The organism is Bacillus sp. 166amftsu, assembly GCF_900107445.1.
Classification (GTDB): Bacteria; Bacillota; Bacilli; order Bacillales; family Bacillaceae_G; genus Bacillus_A; species Bacillus_A arachidis.
Genome location: NZ_FNQA01000004.1, coordinates 50,165 through 74,119, shown reverse-complemented (window position 1 = coordinate 74,119; position 23,955 = coordinate 50,165). Strand labels below are relative to the sequence as shown.

Annotated in this window: 26 protein-coding genes, 1 pseudogene and 1 riboswitch; of the genes and pseudogenes, 10 read left to right on the top strand and 17 right to left on the bottom strand. The window is 35.5% G+C overall.

Features of this window, described 5'->3' with window-relative positions; translation table 11 throughout:
• Nucleotides 1-41 precede the first annotated feature (41 nt).
• Complete coding sequence (locus BLV40_RS13470; RefSeq protein ID WP_139265530.1) at nucleotides 42-377, top strand: DUF3905 domain-containing protein; 336 nt, start codon at nucleotides 42-44, stop codon at nucleotides 375-377.
• Nucleotides 378-414: 37 nt separating this feature from the next.
• Here the strand turns inward: BLV40_RS13470 and BLV40_RS13465 are convergent, their stop codons facing one another.
• From BLV40_RS13465 to phaR, 5 genes are all read right to left on the bottom strand, one after another.
• Nucleotides 415-1,764 carry a TrkH family potassium uptake protein gene (locus BLV40_RS13465; protein WP_026591375.1) on the bottom strand — a complete coding sequence of 450 codons (1,350 nt, stop codon included), beginning with the start codon at nucleotides 1,762-1,764 and terminating at the stop codon, nucleotides 415-417.
• A gap of 21 nt (nucleotides 1,765-1,785) precedes the next feature.
• Nucleotides 1,786-2,979 carry an NAD(P)/FAD-dependent oxidoreductase gene (locus tag BLV40_RS13460; protein ID WP_090690870.1) on the bottom strand — a complete coding sequence of 398 codons (1,194 nt, stop codon included), beginning with the start codon at nucleotides 2,977-2,979 and terminating at the stop codon, nucleotides 1,786-1,788.
• Nucleotides 2,980-3,114: 135 nt separating this feature from the next.
• Nucleotides 3,115-4,200, bottom strand: coding sequence for a class III poly(R)-hydroxyalkanoic acid synthase subunit PhaC (gene phaC / locus BLV40_RS13455; RefSeq protein ID WP_026591377.1), 1,086 nt, complete (start codon nucleotides 4,198-4,200; stop codon nucleotides 3,115-3,117).
• Nucleotides 4,201-4,283: 83 nt separating this feature from the next.
• Nucleotides 4,284-5,027, bottom strand: coding sequence for an acetoacetyl-CoA reductase (locus tag BLV40_RS13450; protein WP_017152700.1), 744 nt, complete (start codon nucleotides 5,025-5,027; stop codon nucleotides 4,284-4,286).
• Between the two features lie 155 nt (nucleotides 5,028-5,182).
• A complete protein-coding gene (gene phaR, locus BLV40_RS13445) occupies nucleotides 5,183-5,653 on the bottom strand; it encodes a polyhydroxyalkanoic acid synthase subunit PhaR (RefSeq protein ID WP_090690868.1) in 471 nt (156 codons plus the stop codon).
• Nucleotides 5,654-5,850: 197 nt separating this feature from the next.
• On the opposite strand from phaR, the gene phaQ reads away from it, so the two are divergent.
• The 7 genes from phaQ (at nucleotide 5,851) to BLV40_RS13410 (ending at nucleotide 11,429) form a co-directional block, all read left to right on the top strand.
• Nucleotides 5,851-6,303 carry a poly-beta-hydroxybutyrate-responsive repressor gene (gene phaQ / locus BLV40_RS13440; protein ID WP_090690865.1) on the top strand — a complete coding sequence of 151 codons (453 nt, stop codon included), beginning with the start codon at nucleotides 5,851-5,853 and terminating at the stop codon, nucleotides 6,301-6,303.
• A gap of 42 nt (nucleotides 6,304-6,345) precedes the next feature.
• Nucleotides 6,346-6,870 carry a polyhydroxyalkanoic acid inclusion protein PhaP gene (phaP, locus tag BLV40_RS13435; protein ID WP_026591381.1) on the top strand — a complete coding sequence of 175 codons (525 nt, stop codon included), beginning with the start codon at nucleotides 6,346-6,348 and terminating at the stop codon, nucleotides 6,868-6,870.
• Nucleotides 6,871-6,971: 101 nt separating this feature from the next.
• A complete protein-coding gene (locus BLV40_RS13430; RefSeq protein WP_026591382.1) occupies nucleotides 6,972-7,415 on the top strand; it encodes a MaoC family dehydratase in 444 nt (147 codons plus the stop codon).
• Between the two features lie 171 nt (nucleotides 7,416-7,586).
• Nucleotides 7,587-7,772, top strand: coding sequence for an alpha/beta-type small acid-soluble spore protein (locus BLV40_RS13425; protein ID WP_000241213.1), 186 nt, complete (start codon nucleotides 7,587-7,589; stop codon nucleotides 7,770-7,772).
• A 115-nt stretch (nucleotides 7,773-7,887) separates the two neighbouring features.
• On the top strand, nucleotides 7,888-9,207 hold the full coding sequence (locus BLV40_RS13420; RefSeq protein WP_026591383.1) for a TrkH family potassium uptake protein: 1,320 nt from the start codon (nucleotides 7,888-7,890) through the stop codon (nucleotides 9,205-9,207).
• A gap of 38 nt (nucleotides 9,208-9,245) precedes the next feature.
• Nucleotides 9,246-9,419, top strand: a riboswitch (yybP-ykoY riboswitch).
• 82 nt (nucleotides 9,420-9,501) lie between these two features.
• Nucleotides 9,502-10,299, top strand: a complete 798-nt coding sequence (locus tag BLV40_RS13415; RefSeq protein WP_026591384.1) for a TerC family protein — start codon at nucleotides 9,502-9,504, stop codon at nucleotides 10,297-10,299.
• A 278-nt stretch (nucleotides 10,300-10,577) separates the two neighbouring features.
• Nucleotides 10,578-11,429 (top strand): formate/nitrite transporter family protein, encoded by an 852-nt coding sequence (locus BLV40_RS13410; RefSeq protein ID WP_090690862.1) that lies wholly within the window; start codon nucleotides 10,578-10,580, stop codon nucleotides 11,427-11,429.
• Between the two features lie 33 nt (nucleotides 11,430-11,462).
• Here BLV40_RS13410 and BLV40_RS13405 read toward each other — a convergent pair whose 3' ends face one another.
• From BLV40_RS13405 to BLV40_RS13365, 9 genes are all read right to left on the bottom strand, one after another.
• Nucleotides 11,463-11,774 carry a cyclic-phosphate processing receiver domain-containing protein gene (locus tag BLV40_RS13405; protein WP_090690860.1) on the bottom strand — a complete coding sequence of 104 codons (312 nt, stop codon included), beginning with the start codon at nucleotides 11,772-11,774 and terminating at the stop codon, nucleotides 11,463-11,465.
• A 53-nt stretch (nucleotides 11,775-11,827) separates the two neighbouring features.
• Nucleotides 11,828-12,550, bottom strand: coding sequence for a prepilin peptidase (locus BLV40_RS13400; protein WP_090690858.1), 723 nt, complete (start codon nucleotides 12,548-12,550; stop codon nucleotides 11,828-11,830).
• A 114-nt stretch (nucleotides 12,551-12,664) separates the two neighbouring features.
• The gene (locus BLV40_RS13395; protein ID WP_090690856.1) at nucleotides 12,665-13,375 is read right to left on the bottom strand and encodes a LutC/YkgG family protein; all 711 of its coding nucleotides are present in this window, start codon (nucleotides 13,373-13,375) and stop codon (nucleotides 12,665-12,667) included.
• Nucleotides 13,375-14,796, bottom strand: a complete 1,422-nt coding sequence (locus BLV40_RS13390) for a LutB/LldF family L-lactate oxidation iron-sulfur protein (RefSeq protein WP_090690853.1) — start codon at nucleotides 14,794-14,796, stop codon at nucleotides 13,375-13,377. Before BLV40_RS13390 ends, BLV40_RS13395 begins: the two co-directional genes overlap by 1 nt.
• Nucleotides 14,797-14,812: 16 nt before the next feature.
• Nucleotides 14,813-15,532 carry a (Fe-S)-binding protein gene (locus tag BLV40_RS13385; protein ID WP_026591390.1) on the bottom strand — a complete coding sequence of 240 codons (720 nt, stop codon included), beginning with the start codon at nucleotides 15,530-15,532 and terminating at the stop codon, nucleotides 14,813-14,815.
• A 170-nt stretch (nucleotides 15,533-15,702) separates the two neighbouring features.
• Nucleotides 15,703-16,392: a FadR/GntR family transcriptional regulator gene (locus BLV40_RS13380; RefSeq protein WP_255259962.1), complete on the bottom strand. Its 690-nt coding sequence runs from the start codon at nucleotides 16,390-16,392 to the stop codon at nucleotides 15,703-15,705.
• A gap of 325 nt (nucleotides 16,393-16,717) precedes the next feature.
• Nucleotides 16,718-18,118 (bottom strand): sensor histidine kinase, encoded by a 1,401-nt coding sequence (locus tag BLV40_RS13375; RefSeq protein ID WP_090690850.1) that lies wholly within the window; start codon nucleotides 18,116-18,118, stop codon nucleotides 16,718-16,720.
• Between the two features lies 1 nt (nucleotide 18,119).
• Nucleotides 18,120-18,791: a response regulator transcription factor gene (locus BLV40_RS13370; RefSeq protein WP_026591393.1), complete on the bottom strand. Its 672-nt coding sequence runs from the start codon at nucleotides 18,789-18,791 to the stop codon at nucleotides 18,120-18,122.
• Nucleotides 18,788-19,759: a lipoprotein gene (locus BLV40_RS13365; protein ID WP_090690848.1), complete on the bottom strand. Its 972-nt coding sequence runs from the start codon at nucleotides 19,757-19,759 to the stop codon at nucleotides 18,788-18,790. Before BLV40_RS13365 ends, BLV40_RS13370 begins: the two co-directional genes overlap by 4 nt.
• A 227-nt stretch (nucleotides 19,760-19,986) precedes the next feature.
• Here BLV40_RS13365 and BLV40_RS13360 point away from each other — a divergent pair.
• A pseudogene (locus BLV40_RS13360) lies at nucleotides 19,987-20,267 on the top strand (hypothetical protein); the annotation flags it as partial.
• Nucleotides 20,268-20,725: 458 nt separating this feature from the next.
• Nucleotides 20,726-21,526, top strand: a complete 801-nt coding sequence (locus BLV40_RS13355; RefSeq protein ID WP_026591395.1) for a CAP domain-containing protein — start codon at nucleotides 20,726-20,728, stop codon at nucleotides 21,524-21,526.
• Between the two features lie 210 nt (nucleotides 21,527-21,736).
• Here BLV40_RS13355 and BLV40_RS13350 read toward each other — a convergent pair whose 3' ends face one another.
• From BLV40_RS13350 to BLV40_RS13340, 3 genes are all read right to left on the bottom strand, one after another.
• Nucleotides 21,737-22,342 carry a DUF1648 domain-containing protein gene (locus tag BLV40_RS13350; RefSeq protein WP_090690845.1) on the bottom strand — a complete coding sequence of 202 codons (606 nt, stop codon included), beginning with the start codon at nucleotides 22,340-22,342 and terminating at the stop codon, nucleotides 21,737-21,739.
• Between the two features lie 99 nt (nucleotides 22,343-22,441).
• Complete coding sequence (locus BLV40_RS13345; RefSeq protein ID WP_090690842.1) at nucleotides 22,442-23,356, bottom strand: RluA family pseudouridine synthase; 915 nt, start codon at nucleotides 23,354-23,356, stop codon at nucleotides 22,442-22,444.
• Nucleotides 23,357-23,456: 100 nt separating this feature from the next.
• Nucleotides 23,457-23,873 (bottom strand): hypothetical protein, encoded by a 417-nt coding sequence (locus BLV40_RS13340; protein ID WP_026591398.1) that lies wholly within the window; start codon nucleotides 23,871-23,873, stop codon nucleotides 23,457-23,459.
• Between the last annotated feature and the right edge of the window lie 82 nt (nucleotides 23,874-23,955).

Sequence of the window (23,955 nt, the reverse complement as noted above, 5' to 3'; positions counted from 1 at the left end):
GAATTTATATCGCCTACTATAATAAAAAAGGAACGATTATTTTGAAGAAAAAACAACACATTGATTCGCCCATTTTAGATGAGACACTTCCGCACCAAATGAATTTTCCATCCTTTAAAGGAACTGGAAAACAAATGCAACAACCCTTTATTAATCAATATGATGTTGTAATTGGAGACAGTAAATACAATTCTAAAAATAGCCCACTTAATAATTGGAGCGATGAAGTTGATCCGGCCATTATGGCTGGTAAGGAATGGATTCATCCCACAAATGATATCGGATGGATTTCAGAAGAAAATCAAGACTTGTTACAGAACGAAACAGACAGAACCGAAGATTCATTTATGCATCCTCAATTTGGCATTAACGATTAAAAAACCATTCTACCCTCATAGGTAGAATGGTTTCATGTTATCCAATAATAATTCTCTCTTTCGGATATTTATAGCGAGGCGGTTGTTCCCTTCCACCACTGGCTAAAATAAATGTTAAAATACCAACACGACCAATAAACATAAGAACAATTAACACAAGTTTTCCGACCGTTGTTAAATCAGAAGTTATGCCTGTTGATAATCCAGTCGTTCCAAATGCAGAGCACACTTCAACAATTAAACTCATAAATGGTACATTTTCAGTCATAGACAAAATAAATAACGCCGAAGCACATAATAAAATCCCCATAGTCATAACAACGGACGCTTTTAAAACGTCTTCCTCATGCAATTGTCGTTTAAAAATGCGTACCGTTCTATCACCTTTCGCGAACGTATATAAGGAAAGCATATTCACAGCAAACGTTGTCGTACGTATCCCTCCCCCAACTGAACTTGGAGAAGCACCGATAAACATTAAAACACTCATAAATAAAAGTGTCGGCTGTGACAAGTCCCGTATATCCATTGTTGCTAATCCGCCACTTCTCGTTGTAACGGATTGAAACAGTGTATAAAACACCGTTTCATGCCAAGACTTCCCTACTAAAAATTGATTTCGTTCCAATAAAAAAATAACGATTGTTCCAACAATAACAAGCGAAAAAAATGTTGTGGTAGTTAGCTTTGTAAATAATGAAAAACGAAACAATTGATGTTTTTCCTTACTCAAATACTGTTTTACTTCCATTAGCACAGGAAATCCAATTGCTCCTAAAATAATAAGCAGCATATGAATAATTTGTACAATATAGTCATTTTTATATGGAATAAGCGACTGACCTGTTAAATCAAATCCGCCATTCGTCGTCGCGCTAACAGCGGCAAAAAAACCATGAAAATACGCTTCCTGCCAGGTTGGAAAATAGAGTAAAAACCTTGTACCTAAGAGGAGTGCCCCAATCACTTCTATTGAAACAATCAAAATTAAAATAGACCGCATAAGTTCAACAAGCCCTGATAAATTCCCTTGGTTATGATCTGCCATAATTAATCGTCTTCGCTGCAAACCTATTTTCTTACCTGTTAACATCCAAACAAATGTACCAAGTGCCATAATTCCTAAACCGCCTAATTGTAACACAAGAGCCAAGGCGATAATGCCCGCTGTATTAAACGTATCTGGAATAGAAACGACGGAAAGTCCTGTAACGCTTACAGCACTAACAGATGTAAATAAAGCATCTATAAACGTCCACTTTACACCTGGTTTAATGAAAAATGGTAAACTTAATAAAATTACCGAAACAATTACGGCTATAAAATAAAATAAAACGATAAGCTGTACCGGACGCAATTTTTGCAAAAATTTCTTTATATCTCTCATTCCATCACTTCGCTACCTTTTTTATCGATTAAACAAAGAAAAATCACCATTTTCTTTCTTTGTAAATAACTGCTGAAATAGTTTTGCGAATACCATTCCATATACAGTCCCATTTCCCCCATACGGTAATGCATAATATAGATTGGAGATTTTTCCATCTTCTTTAAAAATGGGAAGGCCATCATGACTTCCCCCGAATGCAGCAGCCCAATAATATTCAGCTCTTACATTTGAAAGATTTGGAAACATCTCTTGTATAATTTTAGTAAGTAATTCTCGTTTATGCAATAACTTCGTATCACCAAACTTCTGAAATAGCATCGGTTCATCTAATCCGCCTGCAATAATTCGATTCTTATACGTGCGAAAATATAAATACGGACGAGCCGTTTCCCAAATTAAGGATTGTTCATGCCACCCATTAAAATGCTCTTGTTTATTTGTAACAATTGCATATGTTGTTTCTACTGTTGTATTTGCTTCTTTTTTCCCAAATAATGTTTCATATCCCGTAGCCATAATTACTGCTTTCGCTATAATTTTCTTACCTGTTTTTGTATAGGAAACTAAATCTTTTTCAACAGGCTTAATATGCATAAGCTCTGTATCTTTAAAAATAGAAGCCCCTAGTTGATTTGCTTTATGTATAAGACCTTGCGTTAATATATAAGGGTTCACTTCTGCATCCCCGTATGTATATAAAGCCGCTGGTTTTGTAAATGAATAACGCTTCTTAACGTCACGTTCTGTAAAATAATCAACGGGAAATCCATAACGTTTTAATGTTTCATACTCTTCTTGTAAAAATGAAATATCTTTATTTTGACTTGCGTAATATAAGCTACTTTTTGGAATGAAACACGGATCCATCTCTAGCTTTGGAACAACTTGTTCTAAAGTTTTCAGCGCCTCATAACAAAGTTGATACGCACGTACTCCTTTTGCTTCGCCAAACGTATGAATCATAGAAGTTAATGACTTATCATGGCTAAATTGAAGCAGACCTGTATTCGCAAGTGTACTTCCATTTGCAATTTTTCGTTTATCAATGAGTACAACATCCATACCTAACAATGTTAAAAAATACGCAATATGAGCACCAGTTTCACCGCTTCCCACAATCAACACATCACATATCATATCATTTTCTAATAGTGGATAACAAGGCATACAAACCCCTTCATTCCAAAACAACTTCCCTAATGTTAGTTTCATCACTATACTCCTAAAGCGAATGTTTTTCCTATTTTTCATCATTTCAAAAAAAAAATTCCAACTAGATTACACTAGTTGGAATTCCTATTGAATGCATCGAAAAGGTACTTCATACATCCACTATAGCGTACCACTTTAATTAGAGCGTTCCTCAAGCCAATCTCCAACTGTAGGATACGTTTGTTTTACAGCCGTTCCACCGTATACGATTGACATATGTCCTGTCGGTAAGCACACATATTGCTTATCTGTACTAGAAATATGGTCTAAGAGCGCCTCTACTTGACATGGCAACGCAATATGATCGCGTTTTGCAGAAATATTTAAGACATTTGCCTTAATATTTTCAAGTTGTACTTTTTGTCCCCGAATTACGAGCTCACCTTTAACCAATTTATTATTTTGATAAAAATCACGAATCCATTGTCGGTATGATTCGCCTGGGAACGGGATACCATCTCCAACCCATTTTTGAACGAGCTTCCAGCTTTCTACAAAGCGTTCATTTTCTGAGCGATCAAGTAAAGCGACATATGGACCAACAAAATTTGTAATCGGCTTTAACATTTTATTTCCAAAATCAATCATTTCTGGTGGGATATTTCCGAATGTATCTACTGCTTTATCTAAGTTAAAATACTTTTCATCTAATAATGGACCATATAATCCTGTTTCAGAGAAATCAAACGGACTGGTCATAAAAATTAAGTTCCGGATCGGCATATGTGGATGAAGCGCCGCATAAATGGATGTTAGCGTACCACCCATGCAATAACCAAGTAAAGAAATCTCGTCCGATTTTGCAGTTCTCATTACCTTTTTAACCGCTTTTGCAATATAATCGAACACGAAATCATCAAATTTCAAATGACTGTCTTCTAACCCAAATGTACCCCAGTCAAGCATATACACGTCAAAACCACGATCTACTAAATATTCTACCAAGCTATTTCCTGGTGTTAAATCCATAATATATGGTTTATTAATTAGCGCATAAATTAATAAAATAGGAACAGAATGTGTTTTTTCCTGCTTTGGAATGTAACGATACAGCTTCGTTTTATTTTTCGTCCAAATAACCTCTTTGGGAGTTAAACCAACTTGTGGCTCTGGTTCACGTAGTAAAACTTCACTCGCTCTTTTAAAACGACGATATGCTTTTCGGTACTCTTCTGGGTATAGTTCCAATTGCTTTTCCCATTCTGTTACGAATGTAGTCATTTTCCTATCTCCTTTTTGATAGATTTCCTTCTTCAAGAAAGAAGTGCACTCCTGCTATGGATATGCACTCTCCTCTTTCTTCATTACATATATAATCCGCCGTTAATATTTAACTGTTGACCAGTGATATACGCTCCATCACGGCACAGGTATACAACACCTTTTGCAATTTCATCAGCTTGTCCAAAACGTTTCTTTGGAATCTTAGAAACGATTTTTTGGCGAACATCTTCTGGTACTTCTGCTACCATTTCTGTATCAATGAATCCTGGGCAAATCGCATTCACCGTTACATTTGTTTTCGCAAGTTCTAGTGCTAATGATTTTGTGAATCCTAGCATACCAGCTTTTGCTGCTGAGTAGTTTGTTTGACCAAATCCACCGGCCTGTCCAATAATAGAAGAAATACTAATGATTCTTCCTTCTTCAGACTCTGTTATGTAAGGAAGTGCCGCACTCGTTGTATTAAATACACTACTTAGGTTCACATCAATTACACGATCCCAGTCTTCACGGTTTAACTTCTTGAAAGTACGATCTCTTGTAATACCAGCGTTATTTACAAGAATATCTACCTTACCAAAATGATTCACAGCTTCATCTACAAGACGCTTCGCGTCTTCTAGCTTAGAAACATCCGCCTGAACTGCGTATACATCATGACCTTCTGTTCCTAATTCATTCACTAGATTTTCAGCCGCTTCTTTACTGCTATTATAGTTAATAACAACCTTTGCTCCCTCTTTTGCTAATGCTACTGTAATCGCTTTTCCAATCCCTTTTGCTCCACCTGTTACGATCGCTACTTTACCATTTAATTGAGTCATTTCTTTTCCCCCTTTAAATTTGTGAACGATAATGAATGAATCAAATTGGCACTTATATGAAAAAGTCCCATGTATAATATTTTTTCGCCGTTATACTGTCCCAAAAAGAGATTCTCCCTTCCCTTTTTGAAACATGTAAACAAGGCGCTTATTCATCACTTTTTATTTTCTGGTTTCACTGGCGCTTTCACAGGTTCTTGTAAATTTGCTAATACTTCATTTTGTTTTTCCAGTAATTCTAAAATCTTATCTACTTTATTTTCCAATGTATGAATATCTTGTTTCACTTTTGTTACGTCGCGTTTTAATGTAGGAGATTGTCCTATGGATTCTGCTTTTTCTTCCAAAAACTCTTCAATGTTATCAACTTTATTTTCTAAGTTAATAACAAGCGTAGCTACTCTTGCTATATCTTCTTGGGTTGGTATGTTCACTTTTTCTAAATATCCCTTTGTTGCATCATTTAACATCTTCTGATAAAACAAATTCAAATCTAGAACGCTTCCCATCCAAGCAGAATACTCTTCTGTTTTGATTGTTTCATTGAGCGCTTTTCCCCAAAATGTTTCGGTCTGTTCATAAGCTTCTTTCCATGCTTGTAGTGGATCGAATTTTTGATCAATCACTTCTCCTACACTCCTTTATTTGTTTTTGAAACAATTCAACCTATTCACTATTTTCCAATATTCTGAATAAAACTTCAAGTCTGTATTTTATTTTTTATATCTTCCAACAAATGTATTGACATTAAAAACAGATAGGTGTAAATTGCACTTATAAGCAAAAAATTCCATCTAACTGATTCATGAGGTGATGCACAATCATGCTACATAATGAACCAGAACAACAAGAAAATTGGGAAAAAAACCAAGCGAAACAACCAAACTCCATGCCAAAAAACTTCTTAGTTCCCTTCTTACTTCTCTGTCTAAAAGACTGGAGTCTTCACGGTTACAAACTGATTCAAATGTTAATGGACATCGGCTTTTCTTCTGTTGACCAAGGTAATGTTTATCGAACCTTACGCAAGTTAGAAAAAGAAAATCTTATTTCTTCTACTTGGGATACAAGTGACGGAGGGCCAGCAAAACGAATCTATTCTTTAACAGAATATGGAGAGCAATATTTAGCAACATGCGCGACCTCTTTTGAGCATTATCAGAATATGCTACGAACATTCTTCACGTTATACACCAATGCATTCTTTCCATTTTCTACTTCTCCAGAAAAGGATGAAAAAAAATCTTCATCTTCACCTGGTGGTACAGCAGAATAATCTGCGTTCACAATATGCAAAAAAATATTTGGAGGTCAAACCATGGAAACTAAACCTTACGAACTGGTCGATGCATTTTGGAAAAATTGGTCGCATTCTCTTTCCCTTTTCTCTTCAGCAGGGAAACAATTAGAGCAACTTACTTTAGAAACGTTAAAACAACAGCAGGATGCTTTGCATAAATTAACAGCAGGAGTAGATGAACTTGAAAAAGAACTACAACAATTCACTACTCAATATAATAGTCAATATACAGAATATGTGAAACAATTCACAGGTAACTCCTTAAATGAACAAATTAACGAATGGCAAGAAAAGTGGAATGAACTTTCTAATCATATTCACCAACTTACTGTGTCCCCAACAAAAACATCTTTGTCAATTCTTACTCAAACAAGCGGCCAGTTTGAAGAAACAACAAAACAATTCATTGAACAACAACAACTTCAACGTGATGAGGTTCAAAAACAATTAGAAGGTTTTTTGGAGGAGTTCAAATCTACTCAACTGGAACTCGTAAAAAAGTTCGAGGAAAACTCAAAAAATCTATTTACTTCCATCAAGTAAGGAAAATGTGGAAGCTTACCGCAGAACAAACTAAACTCTTTCTTCCCCCCATTACATCAAGATGGCTTACATTTTTCGGTATGGAAAAGAAGGAGGAAAAAATGAATCCATTTCAAGAAGCGCAGTCTGTTCCAGAGCTTCATTATGATGAGATTCAAGTTGGCGATCAAGCATCATTAGTAACAACGATTACCGATGAAGACATTATCAATTTTGCAAAATTGACCGGTGATGTAAATCCCATTCATATTCTGGACTCTTTTGCAAAGACGACAATGTTTAAAGAAAGAATTGCACACGGCATGCTTGTTTCAGGGTATATCTCTACCGTTCTTGGAACAAAGTTACCAGGGAAAAATACAATTTATTTATCACAAAATGTATCATTTCGTGCACCCGTAAAAATTGGTGATACCTTACGCGTAGTCGCAGAAGTGATCAAAAAACGTGATGATAAAAAAATTATTACATTGCAAACAAATGTATATAATCAATTGAATGACATAGTTGTCGAAGGTACAGCAACCATAATGAAAAAAGAGTAGCAAATACGCTACTCTTTTTTCATATCCAATAACTTCTAATCGCACCGATTACTTCCGTGTATGTCCAAACACATAACACATACACTAATGATACCAGTTTATACAGTAGGCTTGTATCAGAAAAATAGTCCTTAACAAATAAACTGGAATATAAGTTAGGATGTGTTATTGATGGTTAAAACAAATAAATTACTTGTTCCTGGTGCTGAGCAAGCATTAGAACAATTTAAATATGAAATTGCTCAAGAATTCGGTGTAAGTTTAGGTTCTAATACAGCATCTCGTTCTAATGGATCTGTTGGTGGCGAAGTAACAAAACGTCTCGTTTCCTTAGCACAACAGCAATTACGTGGATAATTCTATATAACATTGATTTAGGGGCAGATATATTCTGCCTCTTTTCCTTTTCAACATACATTCTCATCCTTTTTGACATACTACAAAGAGAAAGCCGAAAGGAAAGGTATATGATATGAAGCGGATTAATATTAAAATGAGTCCACCCCGTGTACTTACGTTATCATTTATTGCACTATCCATTATCGGAACATGCCTATTAAAACTACCTATTTCCACTACAACTTCAATTTCTTGGCTAGATGCCTTATTTACAACTGTTTCTGCGTTTACAGTTACAGGGCTCGGCGTTGTTGACACAGGAAAAGTATTCACCTTGTTTGGTCAACTTGTCATTTTAACACTCATACAAGTTGGCGGCCTTGGCATTATGAGCTTTGCCATATTAATCGCCATTATGCTCGGAAGAAAAATCGGCCTCCAAAATCGAATTTTACTACAACAAGCATTAAACCAAACAAACATTGGAGGAGTGATCCGTCTCGCGAAATCATTGTTTTTATTTTCTTTTACAGTTGAATGTTTTGCTACCCTTCTTCTTGCTTTTGAATGGATTCCAAAATACGGATTGTTTTACGGGCTATATTATAGCTTTTTTCATGCTATTTCGGCATTTAACAACGCCGGATTTTCTATTTGGACTGATAATTTAATGTCTCAATCTCATAGTATACTCGTGAACATAGTAATTTCTTCTCTCATTATTTTAGGAGGAATCGGTTTCACAGTCATAGTGGATATAAAGAGAAAACGAAACTTTAAGAACCTTACATTACACTCAAAACTTATGCTCTCATCTACTCTTATTGTAAATGTAGCCGCTACAATCTTAATTTTTATATTTGAATTTCATAATCCAAATTCTATGAAAGGATTTACACCGTTTGAAGAAGGACTAGCAGCCTATTTCCAAGCTGTTTCTACACGCACAGCTGGATTTAATACTGTAGACATAGCGCAATTAACAAAACCATCTCTTTTATTGATGATGTTACTCATGTTCATTGGAGCTGGCAGCGCTTCAACAGGCGGAGGAATTAAATTAACAACCTTTTTAATTATGTTATTAGGAGTTCTTAAATTTTTACAAGAGCAAGATGACATTGTCATCTTTAAAAAATCAATCAAAGATGCTTTGATTGTAAAATCACTCGCCATTGTAGTCATTTCAATCTCATGTATTTTCTTTGCCATATTAATTTTAAGTATCACCGAACAAGTTCCTCTCTTAATGAGTGCCTTTGAAGTATTTTCAGCATTTGGGACTGTTGGTCTGAGTATGGGGCTCACCTCAAAACTTACAATAATAGGGAAAATAACTATTATTTTTATGATGTTTTTTGGGAAAATGGGTCCTTTAACATTAGCATTTTCTTTTGCACGTAAAAACCAAAAAAAGATAAAATATCCAAACGAAGACATTTTAACAGGTTGACAAACATTTACATCATCCATATAATAAAAATATAATAGCATATCTCCAAAGGGGAGTAGCGTCCAAGAACTTATTCTTGGAAACAAAGTCGTCATTACGTAGAACTTAGTTCTTCCGGCTTTGTTGGCATTTTCATTACATATGTCTAGCAAGACCTTTGCCTATTAGCGGCAGAGGTCTTTTTTGCATTTTTTCTAGATTCTTCTACCGTTGATAGGTGGGAGTATGGGGAAACTAAACAATGGGGAATTTCTTCACTTGTTTAGGATTTATACAAATGAGAGGAGAATGTACATGGATGTATCATTATTATTGGAGTATGGTTGGGTATTGCTTATTTTAATTGCACTAGAAGGAATTTTAGCTGCTGATAATGCACTAGTTCTTGCCATCATGGTAAAACATTTACCAGAAGAAAAACGAAAAAAAGCATTATTTTACGGATTAGCAGGAGCTTTCGTGTTCCGTTTTGGATCATTGTTTATGATTTCTTTCTTAGTCGACGTATGGCAAGTGCAAGCAATCGGTGCGATTTACTTAATGTTTATCGCTGGTAACCATTTATTTAAAACGTATGTCAAAAAGAATACACATGAAGAAACACAAGAAAAAGAAACAAAGAAAAAACAAGAAAACTTTTGGTGGACGGTATTTAAAGTTGAAGTGGCTGACATTGCATTTGCAGTTGACTCTATTTTAGCTGCTGTTGCGTTAGCGGTAACTTTACCAAAAACAGGTCTTGGTACAATTGGTAGCCTTGATACAGGACAATTCCTTGTTATTTTTACAGGTGGGCTCATTGGTTTAATCATTATGCGATTTGCAGCATCAGCTTTCGTACAATTATTAAAACGCAAACCTGGCTTAGAAACTGCAGCTTTCTTAATCGTTGGTTGGGTTGGTGTTAAATTAGCCGTTTATACATTAGCTCACCCTGCTTTAGGTGTTATTCCACATAGTTTTCCAGAGTCTACCCCATGGAAATTAGGTTTCTGGGTTGTATTAATCGGAATCGCAGCTGGCGGTTGGTTTTTCTCAAAAGATACGAGTGTCCAAACTACACAAAAGAATTTGGATGAAAAAGCGCTGTAACAACAGCGCTTTTTCATTTATCTCACACGAAATAGACTCCCAAAAAATAGATGGAGGACAACTAATCCATCGGCCATCCTTGAAAAACAAAAAGTTTCCATTCCCCCTCTATTTTTACAAACATATGATATTATACTATAATTTGTTAGCGCTTTCATTCAGAAGGTATGTCCTTTTTGTGAAACATTGAACAAACTTATTGAAACTAGGCGTAAATACGTGTACCTTATTCATATGAAGAGTACTTACAGACAATGCACTAAAGGAGCGTATTACTTATGCTAGAACAAGGATTAGCTTACGTTGTACAACTTGCGCAGAAAAAGAAACAAATGTTGGATGTAAATCCTATGCAATATTTCATTCGTGCTGCACTAGCTGGCGTCTATATTGGTTTTATTATTGTACTATGTTTTAAATTAGGAAATTTCTTCAATGTTGTACATTCACCCGCAACATATTTAACATCTTCTATGTTTTTTGGAATTGCACTTATATTAATTATATATGGTGGAGCTGAATTATTCACAGGAAATACAATGTATTTTACAGTCTCAACTCTACGAAAAAAAACAACAATTCGCGATACACTTCGTAATTGGGTTGCTTGTTATGCAGGTAACTTAGTAGGTGCAGTATTTTTTGCATTGTTATTTTATGCAACTGGTATTTTCCAATCAATCGATCATGGACATTTGATGAGTACAGTCGTTGCAGGAAAAATGGGAACACCTACAATGCAATTATTTTTCAAAGCGATTTTATGTAACTGGCTTGTGTGCCTTGCATGTTTTCTCCCTTCTCAAGTAAAAGGGGATACAGCAAAAATACTTATGATAATGTTTCTTGTCTTTACTTTCTTCTTATCTGGTTATGAACATAGCATCGCAAACTTATCATTATTTGCATTATCTTTAGTATCACCACATCCAGATACAATTTCTTTCGCTGGTGCTATCCATAACTTAATTCCAGTTACAATCGGTAACATTGTTGGTGGATCTGTATTCGTTGGTATGGTATATCATTATTTAACTCAAAAAAATCCAGAACCTAACATAGTAGAAGACAACCTAGAAACAGTTCAGCAAGAAGAGATCCTTCCTTTACAAGCACATATGAAACATTAAGAAAAAAGTTCCTCGGGTTTCCTTGGAACTTTTTTAACTTCCAGTACATTTCACTTGTATACTTGAAGAAATATCTCCCGCTTCTTTTCCTTTATTTATCTGCTCTAACATGTACTGCATACCAATTGAATCATTTGTATGTAAATGAATTTCCTTTACATGAAGACCTTCCATGCAAAAAACTTCTAAAAAATCTAAACCATTTTTCTGACGCCATCCCATATTGTAGTCGAGAGATAAGAGACTCACATCATATTCTCTAACAATTTTCAGAGCAGCTTCTACCGTTGTTACTAAAACATACCCGAAAGGACTAGGTCTTTGATCATCCATATACACGTTCATTTTCTCCTTCTCCTTTCACCCGCTATTTATACCCCGCTGATTACGTTTTCACTTTATCTCCAATATATCATAGCCAAATAACATACTGTTCCAAGTGCAATAAACGGTCCAAATGGCACTGGTTGTCTTGGTGTTATACGCTTTAGCAAGATACCAATTCCAAAAAAGCAAAGGCTCAAAATAGAAGCAAAACAAAGCGTAATACAAATTGCCTTCGCCCCTATTATAAATCCAAGTAACGAAAGTAATTTCACATCGCCTCCTCCAAGTCCATTTGGAAATATGATTTGAACCAAATATAATACAATTAATATCGTCCCTCCGCCTATTAAGCTATCCCACCAAGGAACGAGCGAAATAAAAATATGCTCTATTAAAAATAAACACGTAAAACAGACTAAAACCACATCTGGAATCAACATATAGAATAAATCTGTCATCGTAATAATAATAAGTAAAGAAAGTAACGTCCATATAAGAATTAGTTCCTCATCCATTCCAATTACGCACGCAGAAAAAAGAAATGCTACCCCTGTTATCCCCTCAAACAATGTATACGTAAAGGGTATTTTCATTTTACAATGAAAGCAGCAACCTCTTTGCAAACAAAATGAAATAATTGGAATAAGTTCTTTCGCCCCTAGCGTATGGCGACAATAGTGACAATAAGAACGCGGAGCAATAATCGATTGTCCAATAGGAATACGCACTGCTACAACCGTATAAAAAGAACCGAGCACCGTTCCAATTAAAAAAGCATATAAATAAAATGTCATATCAGCCTCCCCTTTCCCCCAAAAAATATAACAGAAAGAGTACGATACTTCCATTTCACATTATCTTTGTTCCAATAAAAAAGCAGGCCATTTCTTAGCCTGCTTTCCTCCATTTTACACCACAAAATAATATGCTTTTAATGGTCCGTGTACACCTACAACAAGATTCATTTCAATATCAGCTGAGTTACTTGGACCTGTAATGAAATTGATACAAGAAGCTACTGCTTCCCCATTCTCTACACGCGTGTTCATATCCTGAACTGCTTGTGTAATACGTGGTACGATTGTTTCACGTGGGATAATCGCAAAATAAACCGTAGGTAAGAAATGTAAAGAACGACCTTGACCTTTATGACTTTGCACAACAATTGTACCAGATTCCGCCAATGTGTAATCACTAAAGGCAATACCGATATTTGCTTTTTCAGCCAAACGAATATTTTCCTCTTTTTTCTCCGGATCCCAAATGTTTACTTCCATATGTTGATTTGGGAGCTCTGTAGAAAATAAAGAGTTCAAACCGTACGTAGCAAAACGTTCGTCCTGCGATAATAAAATAGGTCCACCGCCGTTTTCCACAATTATCTTTTGAATCGCTGTACTTAGTTCATCTTTTGTTGTTTCAATTACAGTCGTATGAATGTTTGTACATTGTTTTTTGAATACTTCTAGCAATTCTTCCTCTGAATAATCTTTCAACGTTTCTACGTTCACATTATTTTTCCACACTGGACGCTGTACGCCTTCTGTTTTACGAGCACGTCCAAGTTCTTTTGCAATGTTCTCTAAAAAAGAATCACGGTTTTGAATTGTCCCTGCCATCAGTCGTTCCCGCCTTTCTTGTGATCTTTATACCAATCACGGAATCTTTCCTTACTTGGAGCTGGAAACTCACGAATATCCGTCCAGTTTTTCAACGGCCCTACACCCTTCGTTACACGATTACCAGCCGTAAATGGACTCATTGCTGTCGGAGCCATTTTCGATCCCATTTTATATAAAGCTGCTGAAGAGGCACCCATACTAAACATCTTCATTGCTAGTTTTTCTGCAAGTGGTGCTCGTCCTTCTTTCTCAACAATGACTTGGCGATGTTTTAATAACAAGTCATGCAATGGAATTTTTACTGGACAAGCTTCTGTACATGCCCCACATAAACTAGAAGCATACGGAAGTTCTTTATAATCGTCATAGCCACCTAAAAGTGGTGTTAATACTGCTCCAATTGGACCAGAATAGATGGATCCATAAGAATGCCCACCAACATGACGATATACAGGACATACGTTTACGCAAGCTGCACAACGAATACATTGCAAGACTTGACGGAATTCAGACCCAAGAATTTGAGATCGTCCATTATCTACAACAACTAAATGGAACTCCTCTGGTCCATCTACTTCTTCTTCTTGAATTGGTCCTGCTACCGTTACATAACTTGTTAATTTTTGCCCAACTGCACTGCGGCATAGTAAACCAACAAGGACATCTAGTTCTTCCATAGTTGGAACCATACGTTCCATACCCATTACTGCAATTTGTGTTTTTGGAATAGACATAACAAGGTCAGCATTTCCTTCGTTTGTTACTAAACAAAGAGAACCTGTATTTGCAACTGCAAAGTTACATCCCGTTACTCCAATTTCAGCATCCATAAATTTTTCACGAAGTTGTTTACGAACAAACTTTGTCATTTCATATGGATCATCAGAATTTTCATATCCAAGCTTCTCTTTAAATACGTCACGAATTTGCGTTCTGTTTTTATGAAGTGCCGGTGCGATGATATGAGATGGTGGATCGTTATCCACTTGCAGAATGTACTCACCTAAGTCACTCTCTAACACTTCACAACCAATCTCTTCAAGCGCATGGTTCATACTAATTTCTTCTGTTACCATCGACTTTGATTTTACAACTTTTTTTGCTTGTTTCTGTTTTGCTACCTCTTGAATGTATTTGGCTGCTTCTTCTTTTGTTTTCGCAAAGAAAACATGACCACCTCTTTTAGATACATTTTCACTTAGTTGCATTAAGTAGTAGTCTAGATTTTCTAACGTATGCTGACGAATTTGTTCACCAAGTTCACGCCATTCTTCCCAGTTTCCTAATTCATCGGCTGCTTTTAATCGATTTGTATATAAACGTGTTTGTGCAGAAGATACTGCCCCACGCATAAATGAATCTTGAATTCCATCGCCAACGCGATCATTAAATTTTTTCTCACTGATTTTCATAGACATAGCTTATGTTCCCCCTTTATGAGCGACTATTCAATACCTCAGCAATATGCATTACCTTTACTTCCTTACCTAAGCGCTCAATACGTCCGCCAATGTTTAACAAACACCCACAGTCAGCACCGATTAAATAATCAGCACCCGTTTCCATTACACTATTCACTTTCTCATCTACCATTTGCTCAGAAATTGGTGTCATCTTAACTGAAAACGTTCCCCCAAAACCACAACAATTTTGTGCGTTTGGTAATTCTTTTACAGTTAATCCTTTTACATTTGATAGTAAAATTCCTGGTGCTTCCTTTACTCCAAGCATGCGTGTCATATGGCAAGATTTATGAACAGTTGCTGTTCCTTCTAAGCTAGCTCCAACATCTGTAACTTTTAACACATCTACAATAAATTGTGTTAATTCATATGTATGATCTGCTACTTTTTGTGCACGAGGTGCCCATTTTGGATCATCTTTAAAAACGTGTGGATACTCATGAAACATTGTCGCACAAGAACCAGATGGAGTTACGATATACTCTGCATCTTCGAAAGTCTCAATCATGTGCTTCATCGCTTCTTTTGCTGCTTCTACATGACCGCTATTATAAGCTGGTTGTCCACAGCAAACCTGAGCTTCTGGAAATTCAATTTCACAACCTAAACGCTCCAACAATTCAACTGTTGCTTTACCGACATTTGTTTCAAACATATCGACTAAGCAAGTAACAAACAAAGTAACTTTCATAATTATAATTCCCCCTCATTACAACTTCATTAACAATCATATGGTCATCAGATGACTTGATAGAAAGAAGAAGCTAGGCATAATCGACCTACCTGACCCTCTCCCTAAAAGAAAACGCTTACTCAATCTTCCTCTATTTTATCAGAAAAATGAAATTTCGAAAGACTAAATCACGAATTTATATCTTGTTTACCTGTGACAATATGCTCTACATTTGTTAAATGATCCAGCATTGCTTGTTGTGCAGATTCTACATCTTGTTTCAATACCGCATCGTAAATAACTTGATGCTCTTCTAAAAGTCGTTCTGCTGTTGTTTGTTCACCATATAAAATAATGCGTCTCGATTCACCAATCGTCTCAGCAATCATTTCCGAAACATGATTCATAAGTTCGAGCAAGATGTTGTTATCTGAAGACTTTGCAATTTCCATATGAAAATGAAAGTCCGCTTTTTCACCAGCTCTTTCATTCCCAATACTTTTTTCCATTTCATCTAACCAATGCTTCATATTTTTTAAATTATCTTCTGTACGTTTTGTTGCTGCCGCTCGAACTGCCCCTACTTCAAGCACTTTTCGCACTTCCAATAAATTTAAAATATCTTCCTTCTTCATTAACAACATGTTATTTAAAGGTTTTGTTAATGCAGAAGAATCGAAGTTCTTCACATATGTTCCTTCTCCTTGTTTCATCTCAATTAAGCCCATCGCTCGCAAGGCACTTAATGCTTCACGAATCGCAGATCTGCCAACTTGAAACTGCTCAGCTAATTGATGAACAGGAAGAAGTTTGTCACCAGGTTTTAATGTACCATTTTTTATCATTGTTAAAATGGCTTCAGATACCTCTTCGTAAATTTTTTTCGGTTTGATAGATTTGTACTCCAGTTAAATCACCTCAGTATCATCCAAACAACAATTCAAACGCTTAAATAAGATAGCATCCATAACTATTTTAGAACGAATTAGTAAGAAGTACAAATGTTTTGTTCATAAAATCGCCAAATTTTTGTTATAGGTATCCAATTAATGGATATTTCAACCAGTAATAGTTTATATCTGGTATTTCTCCTATATGATTCGCCTTTATTTCCTATTTATATAGCATCTAAATAAAGTAGACTATCGCCAGTAGAAACTCCACTACTCACAAATAACTTGATAAAAAAGAAGCATGCTTTACTTAAAACATACTTTCTTCTTCATTTACATATAAGTTTATAATAACTGTCGTTCCTTTTCCTTTTTCACTTTCAACTCGCCACTCTCCACCATGGATATGCACAATTTGTTTGACAATCGCAAGGCCAAGGCCCGTCCCGCCATGCTGACGACTTCTCGCTTTATCCACCCGATAGAAACGTCCGCCAAGCTGCTCTAAATGTTCAGCATCAATACCAATTCCGGTATCTTGTATTTTCAATTCACACTGCCTATCTTTTTTCTTCAATTGTATAGAGATGTTACCATCTTGATTTGTATATCGAATCGCATTGTCTAGCAAGTTATGAAGTACTTGTTGCATTCTGTCTTCATCGATCATCACAATAATATCAGGATCAAGATCCTTTGAAATATACAACCGTTTTTCTATACATTTTAATTCATACGTTTCTAACACATCTTCAATAAGCTGTGCAAACACAATCGGTTGTTTTTTTAATGGAAAATGATCTCCTTCAAGTTGCGCCAAATCTAACAAATCATGAACAAGACGTTGCATACGACCAGCTTCTTTATGAATGAGCTGTGTAAATTTTGACTGTTGTTGTCCCTTTGCAACGCCATCCAATATCGCTTCACTATACCCCTTAATATAACTGAGCGGCGTCCGCAGTTCATGAGAAACATTTGCTAAAAATTCCTTGCGCTTTGTATCTTCCATTTCCAATGAATTTGCCATTTTATTAAATGCTTTTCCTAAACGACCTATTTCATCTTCCGACGAAATAGTAATACGTTCAGAAAAATCTCCCGTTGCCATATGATTCGCAACTCGTTCCATTTGTGAAAGAGGCTTTGTAATCGTAATAATAATTTTTCTACCAATCCAAACTGTAAGTAAAATCATAACGAAAGCTAATGGAGCTAAAATCAGTCCCATATCGTATATTAAATCTTTAATACTCTTTAATGGAATATATGAGTACACAATACCAACTAATTTCTTACCTTCTAAAACTGGAATGACAACCCCCATAATATTCCGATCAAAATGTTCTTCATATCCAACTTTTGTAACTGTCTTTCCATCTAACAATGTTTGTCTATCATTCTCACTAATAAGAGAATGATGATGTACATCAAAAGGTAAACAAGCACTTAAATCACGAGGATTGCTCACAAAAAGTACATCCGCACTCGCAATATGATCAAATGCTTGAACTTTTTCTCCAAACGCTAACGTACCTTCTTCCTTTTTATATTGAGATACAAGTCTTTTTCCTTCCATTACTAATGAATCTTCAATGTTTTGAACATATAACTTTTCATATGAATATAAGGACACGAAATAAAGAAAAGAAACTGTTACACATACTGCACATACTACCGTAAGCCAAAGCTTTTGTACCATCGTAAACATGTTACACCTCAAATTTATAACCTACACCCCAGACCGTTTGAATGTAGTTTCCACTTTCTCCAAGTTTTAAACGCATCGTTTTCACATGTGTATCTACCGTTCTCGTACTTCCTGCATAATCATATCCCCATACTTTTTCAAGCAATTGCTCACGGCTAAACACTTGTCCACTATGCTGACAAAGAAAATAAAGTAAATCAAACTCTTTTACAGTCAGAGAAATAGATTCCCCTTCCGTCTCAATCCGCCGGCTTTTTTCATTAATAACGATTGGACCGAATTGAAGTTCTTCTTGTTGCTCACGTTTCGTATATCGTCTTAATACAGCTTCCATACGAGCAATGAGTTCACCGGGACTAAACGGCTTCACAATATAATCGTCTGCTCCCATCCGTAAACCATTGACGCGATTCCATTCTTCACCTTTTGCTGTTAAAAAAATAATCGGTACATCCGATGATTTTCGGATTTCTTTACAGACTGAAATACCATCCATCTCCGGCATCATAATATCTAAAATAACAAAGTCATAATGCTCTGTATCAAGCATATGAAGGGCATCTTTTCCATTCTCTGCTTCTCCCCATTCATATCCGAAATTATCTAAATACATGCCAACAAGTTGTCTCATATCACTTTCATCATCTACAAGTAACACCTTATGTTTATTCATTTTCCTCCCCCTTCTCGCTGCGTTAGTTGAAACGGTCCCTTGCCAACTGCAATCGTTTGTTTCACCTTCATTTTTTGAATATCAATTACATACACTTCATTACTATCATAGCTAGCTACATATCCCTCTTTCTTACTCTTCAAAAAAGAAAACGGATTAGCTCCTACCTCAAGAGCTCCTACTTCTTGATAAGTTTGTGTATCAAATTTTCTTAAGGTATTTGATCCATGACTTAATGTATATACAAACTTTTCATCCCCTACAAGACTAACCGGCATAAATGGTGCATGTAAAGAACGAATCATCTCTCCATTACTTAATGAATAAACTAAGACTTTCTCATTCACTTGCTTTCCATCACCATGTCCACCAATCCAGATCTCCTTTCCATCGCTACTAACCATTGCCCCTGTTGATGCTGGTGGTACCATAAAAGATTGTATAACCTTCTTTTTTTCTAAATCGATTGTAGATAGCTGTGTGTCATAAAAATTCAATACATGTAGCTGTTTATCATTTTGCACCATTGTTAGTGGACCTTTCCCTACAGAAACACTCCCGGTCTCTTTTCCATTTACCGTAAAGAAACGTACTTTTTGTTCATTTTGATCAGCCATAAATAATTGTTTTCCATCATTTGATACTAAAACATTTGTAATCCCTTTCCCTGTTTTCCATTTTCTAATTTGCTTTCCTTCTGCTAACGAGTAGACATATATATCTTCTAATTGTTTACCATACACAAGCATCTCGTCTCCGCCTGGAAGCATTGCAATTCCTGTAATAGGTTCTTTTAATTCCCATGTTGTTACTGTCTTTTTCGACTTTTCATCAATAAAACTAACGCTACCTTCTTTAATATTTGTTGTTATGATGATATTTTTATTTTTAGCAATCGGTGTATATGAATTCCCCTGACATCCTGCTAATAGAAACAAAAAACATAGCAGAAAAAAGTATTTCTTCAAAAGATTCCCTCCATCTATAAATGATTTCGTTATAATTGTAAAATAGCAAATATTTGTGAGGAAAGTGTGAAATCTTCCTATTTTATGAAACTGTATATATAATGTACAACAAATAAAAATAAAGGTGTAGAAATTATGCTTTTCCTGACTTAGCAAACAAAATTATCCGTGAGGTTTGAAGACTAATTACTGAAAATAGTATCATTATTAATATACAAGGTACCATTACTAGTTGTTTAATGAATACGATGTTTTTGGAAACAAAGAACGCTACGATGAAACTCCTCCAGTAATTCCTAAAGAGAAAAGTTGTTACGGGGCACTGCACGATCATGCTGGGGAAAAAGTGGCGCAAAAGAGCTTGCAAAACGGAGCAACAATTGTCACTGCAAATCTAGGATGATTACTACAAATGAAACTCGGTATTGAACGGGGAAAACTCTCGCATAAAATGAGAGGCATTTACATTGTAGACTTATTATTAGAAGCAATTGAATACAATTCGTAATATATGTAACAATATGAAAACGGCTATCTCCTTCTTCTATGTAAAGAGATAGCCGCTTTTTTATGCGCTACAAGATTAAAAATATGTTACCGTATATAAAAAAAGAACAACAAAAAGATTACAGCTTTGTTAAAAAGCATCCATTATATTCCTCAAAAAAATACTAAAACCCTTGATGGGAATGGTTTCTCTCTTTCTCCAAAAGGTAATTATACCCAAAATAATGCATTTATAACTGAGGCTGAAAATGCTGAAAATTCCTTTTACAATCTAGTTTTCTCTCAGTTCACCCCATATTTAAATCTAGGATAAAATAGGAAATTTTATAGTCTATGTATTTTTTTCCATCTTTTTTCCGGCAATTTGTATGCTACGATGAATTTGTCAGTCAGACAGGCTGTTAAAAACAAATCTGTGTAAGAACAGTTACAAAACTTTTATATAGGGGGACACATGTCATGAAAAAACGTGTTTTATTATCTGTCGCAGCAGCAACTGCATTCACATTCGGAGCATCTACTCTTAGTGCGGAAGCAGCAACAATGCAACCATCTACAATGAAGGTTCAAAATGTTCAGCAAACTAAAGTTGTTATGCAACATATGAATCAACAAGAATTACAATCTTTCTTACAATCTATGGGAATTAAATCTCTAGCACAATGGAATCAAGTACAATTCCAGCAAGGGAACTGCTTCATTCCTGGTCAGCAACCAATTGAAACTACTAAACCTGTAGAACAAAAACCAGCTGAAAACAAACCTGCTGAAGAAACAACAAAACCAGAGGCTCAAAAGCCTGCTGAAAATAACAACAATACAAACAACAACGAAACACAAAAACCGGCTGAAAACAAGCCTGCTGAAGAAGCAAAAGGTTCTTTAAGCGAATTTGAACAACGCGTTGTTGATTTAACAAATGCTGAGCGTGCAAAACAAGGTTTACCAGCATTAAAAGTTGACGCTGAATTAAGCAAAGTTGCACGTATCAAATCTGAAGATATGCAAAAAAATAACTACTTCGATCATAATAGCCCAACATACGGATCTCCATTCGATATGATGAAGAAGTTTGGTATTTCTTATAAATCTGCTGGTGAAAACATCGCGCAAGGTCAACGTACACCTGAAGAAGTTGTACAAGCTTGGATGAATAGTGAAGGTCACCGTGCAAATATTTTAAATAGCGGTTTCACTCACATCGGTGTTGGCTATGTGGAAAGCGGAAACTACTGGACACAACAATTTATTACGAAGTAATATAAATAAAAACCTTTCTTTTTAGAGGGGAGAGGATTCGGCTGCACATAGAAGCGGTCGGATCCTTTTTTGTTGTTCCATGTCATGTGAAATCGCAAGGAGACAATGAATGCAGGGCTCCTTGTGTGCTTCATAGCCGCAACTGATATGTTAAAAGATAAGTCAAAATAGATTTATATAAAAGGAATCTCCTGTTACGGAAGACTCCTTTTATATTTCATAATTTTCTAGTATATATGAATACAAAATACAAAACATAAAAGAAATAGATCCACAGCTAATCACACCAATTAGTAGATAAAATCCCCATTGTAGTTTCAAAAACAAACAAATTAATATGATAAGCGACATGTATTGAAATATACGTTGACTAAACAAACGTATTTTCTGTAACACAATCGGCTCCTCTTCTTTTTTTCTTCCTTTTTTAAATCCTTTGCTAACCATAAAAAGAAACGCACTAATTCCTATTATAAGGCCAATTTGAAATGGTATATCGATTCCGATACCAATGACAAGAATAAGCATATGAATAAATAATAAAAATAGAGATACATTCTCTTTAAATCTCATCACAATATTGCGATCATTCTCATTGAACTTATATACGTAATGTGAAATGATATACAACAGGCCATGAAGACAAATAATAAGGCAGGGAATAAATAACATAACAACTTGTTTCCTTGCATATTCATTTGGTTCACCATCCTGATTCCAGTGCACCGCTAGATAATTCGGTAAATATGGAGATAGAAGCAACGTAAATAGAAAACAAGCAAGAAATATACCTATCATATATTTATATCTTACCAAGTAATTTTCACCTCTCTTTTCTATTTACGGCTTCTATTTTCACAAAAAATTTCCTGCAAAAAATATCTTTCTCAACTAAACAAAAAAACTTTACTTGTTCTATTTTTGGAAAGATTTCAGAATGCTATTTAAATGATTTGGAAGCGGAACCTCTACTGTGATCTCTTCTTTTGTAATAGGATGTAAAAAAGCAATCCGCATAGCATGTAAGGCTTGACTTGACATATATGTGGATTGTCCACCATACAACGTATCGCCAATTAACGGATGACCACTATGACTCATATGAACGCGAATTTGATGAGTTCTTCCTGTCTCTAATTGTAATGTTACAAGCGTCACATCTTTGTTTTTAAAATATCCCTCTACCTTATAATGTGTTACCGCATGATCACCCTTTGGAGACACACGGCGCCTCGTTGCATGATGTCGATCTCTTCCAATCGCTGCGTCAATCCTTCCTTGCTTCTTTTTTACTTTTCCTTCTACCAATGCCAAATATGTTCTTTTAATTTTACGTTCCATTAACAATCGATCCATAATAGCACCCGCGATCGCGTGTTTCGCAAATACAACACCACCCGTTGTATCTTTATCTAATCGATGAATATGACGTACTTTCGTCTCTACACCTTGCATTTGTAAATGAAAAGCAACAAGATTTGCAAGTGTTCCTGTTCCACCTTTGCTAGAAGGATGCGTATCCATGTGCGCAGGTTTATTTACAATTAATACATGATCGTCTTCAAATATCACTTCTAAATCACCGAACTCTGGCTGGACACCATACTCCTCCTGGATAAACATATGAACTTGCAATTTATCCCCTTCTTGTAAAGATTCACTCCACCCTTTTCGTTCTCCATTGACGATAATGCCTTTTTCCATACGAAGTTGATGTAATAGCTTTTTTGGGACGCTCCACTCTTCTTTTAACAAGGAATCAATGCTCATTCCGCTCCATTTAGTTGGAACGGTAATTTCACACCATTCTCCCTTTCTTTTCATTTCCATGCTTTATCCACCTTATTTCTATTGATTCTATTATTGTAACGGAAAATGATTGATAATGCATCGTTTAAAACAAAAGACAGTCTACATAATAGACTGCCCTCTAAGCACGTAATTTCTTAATTTCTTGTAACATTTCTTCTGCTTTTTGCTCATAAGATAAATCTTTAAAAAAGTCTGCTAATCGCCTATAGTCGTTGTAAGCATCCAGTAAATTATCTATTGTTTCTTCCTTAGAAACTTTTGGCTTCGATTTCATTTTCACTGGATATCGATAACCGGACATCTCATGTATTTTATAATATTCTTCCTCTACTTGAATGACTTTCACAAGTTCTTCTTCTTCAGCATCCATTGTATACCCATCAAATTCTCTCAGTAATTCATAAATAATATGAGTCCATTCATCTTTTGGGTAAAATCCTTTTTCGAGTCTATAGCCGACAATGCGATACATGTGCCCATCATTTTCTGCAAACTGTACAGTATCATTTAACTTAAATTTAAAATAACGAAACATTGTCTTCACCTGCTTTTATATGTATTGTCCTTACCACATACTATTTGCAAAAAGTGGACAATGCTATTCATAAAAAAAGCAC